This window comes from Oleiphilus sp. HI0066 (assembly GCF_001635725.1).
Genome location: NZ_LWFH01001456.1, coordinates 1 through 1,889, shown reverse-complemented (window position 1 = coordinate 1,889; position 1,889 = coordinate 1). Strand labels below are relative to the sequence as shown.

The following is a 1,889-nucleotide window of genomic DNA, read 5'->3' as shown; positions in this document are numbered from 1 at the left end:
GATTCGATTAACGATTTTCAAGCGGCTCACCGTGCAGGAGTGAAAGTTGTCGGTGTAAGCTATGGTTATAATCACGGTCTGCCAATTGACGCAAGGAATCTGGATGCCTTTGTTGATTCGCTTTCAGAGCTGAGTTAATCTCACTCAACTGTGTAAACACACTACAATGCAAACAGAATTTGACGCATTAGCGCTAAGTGTCGGTCATGACGATTTATTCGGATTTTTCATTAATATCTAGTCCCTCTCAATGGAGCTTCTCTGCTTCATTTCGATGGCGATTTTGAGCAGCTGTAACTTACCACATAACACTTTGCCCAAAGATCGCTAGTCAAGGAAATACCATGAACGCAGAACAATTTTATGCCTTTGCCGGAGACGGCTATAACCGCGTGCCAGTTGTACGCGAAGTTCTTGCTGATTTAGATACCCCGCTCAGTAGTTATTTGAAACTCGCGGATGGCCCATACAGTTACTTGTTAGAGTCTGTACAGGGCGGCGAGAAGTGGGGGCGATACTCCATTATTGGTTTGCCTTGTAGACAGGTTTTGAAAGTCTGGGGGAAGACGATTCATCTTGAAGCAGATGGTGAGGTTACGGAGTCATTCGAGCATTCCGATCCATTGGCTTTTGTTGAAGAGTTCCAATCTCGTTTTCGTGTTCCAGAAATAGAGGGGCTTCCGCGTTTTAATGGTGGCTTAGTGGGTTACTTTGGGTATGACATTATTCGTTATGTCGAACCGAAGCTTGCTCACTCTTGCCCAGAAGATCCGCTTGGTACGCCAGATATTCTTCTCATGGTTTCTGATCAGTTGGTCGTATTTGATAATCTCAGCGGNAAGTTGATATTGATTCATCATGAAGATCCAAGTGTGGATGGGAGCTACGAGGTCGCTGAGTCTGTGTTGGGTGTTCTCGTTCATCGTTTAAGAACGATGCAGGCATCAGCGCCCGCGCAAGCAGGTGAGGCTCAGTCTGTTTCAGAAGAAGATTTTGTTTCAGGTTTTGAACAGCCAAAATATGAAGCGGCTGTAGATCGTATTAAAGATTATGTGCTGGCCGGCGATGTCATGCAGACTGTGCTCGCTCAGCGTATGTATATTCCTTATAAAGCTGCGCCACTCGATTTATATCGCGCTTTACGTTGCTTGAACCCGTCGCCATATATGTATTTCCTAAACTTAGGCGACTTTCATGTTGTGGGTTCTTCACCAGAAATATTGGCACGTGTCGAAGATGGGCTAGTCACGGTCCGTCCTATTGCAGGTACACGAAAGCGCGGTATGACCGAAGCAGAAGACTTGGCTTTAGAGCAAGATCTTTTAGCTGATCCTAAGGAGCTCGCAGAACACTTGATGCTGATCGATCTGGGGCGTAATGATGTTGGGCGTGTCGCGAAAACTGGAAAAGTTTCGCTCACGGACAAAATGATTGTTGAACGTTATTCGCATGTCATGCACATCGTCTCTAATGTGACTGGTGAGCTGAAAGATGGTTGCTCAGCCATGGATGTTCTTAGAGCAACATTTCCTGCCGGCACATTAAGCGGAGCGCCTAAGATTCGCGCAATGGAAATAATTGATGAGTTAGAGCCAGTGAAGCGTGGTGTATATGGCGGCGCAGTCGGATATTTGTCTTGGAGCGGCAATATGGACACTGCAATCGCGATTCGAACAGCCGTGATTAAAGATGATGTGCTTCATATTCAAGCTGGAGCCGGTGTCGTTGCAGATTCAGTGCCTTTAAACGAGTGGGAAGAAACCATGAATAAAGGGCGAGCCGTATTCAGAGCTGTGGCAATGGCAACGCAAGGTGTAGACAGTGTTTCTAATGAATCTGCAAAGGGGGATAAGTAATGTTGTTAATGATTGATAACTATGACTCCTTTA

1 protein-coding gene is annotated in these 1,889 nt (G+C 45.8%); it reads left to right on the top strand.

The window, feature by feature from the left end; all coding sequences use genetic code 11:
- Positions 1 to 344: 344 nt before the first annotated feature.
- Positions 345 to 1,856 carry an anthranilate synthase component I gene (gene trpE, locus A3738_RS22660; RefSeq protein ID WP_068501379.1) on the top strand — a complete coding sequence of 504 codons (1,512 nt, stop codon included), beginning with the start codon at positions 345 to 347 and terminating at the stop codon, positions 1,854 to 1,856.
- The last annotated feature ends 33 nt before the right edge of the window (positions 1,857 to 1,889 follow it).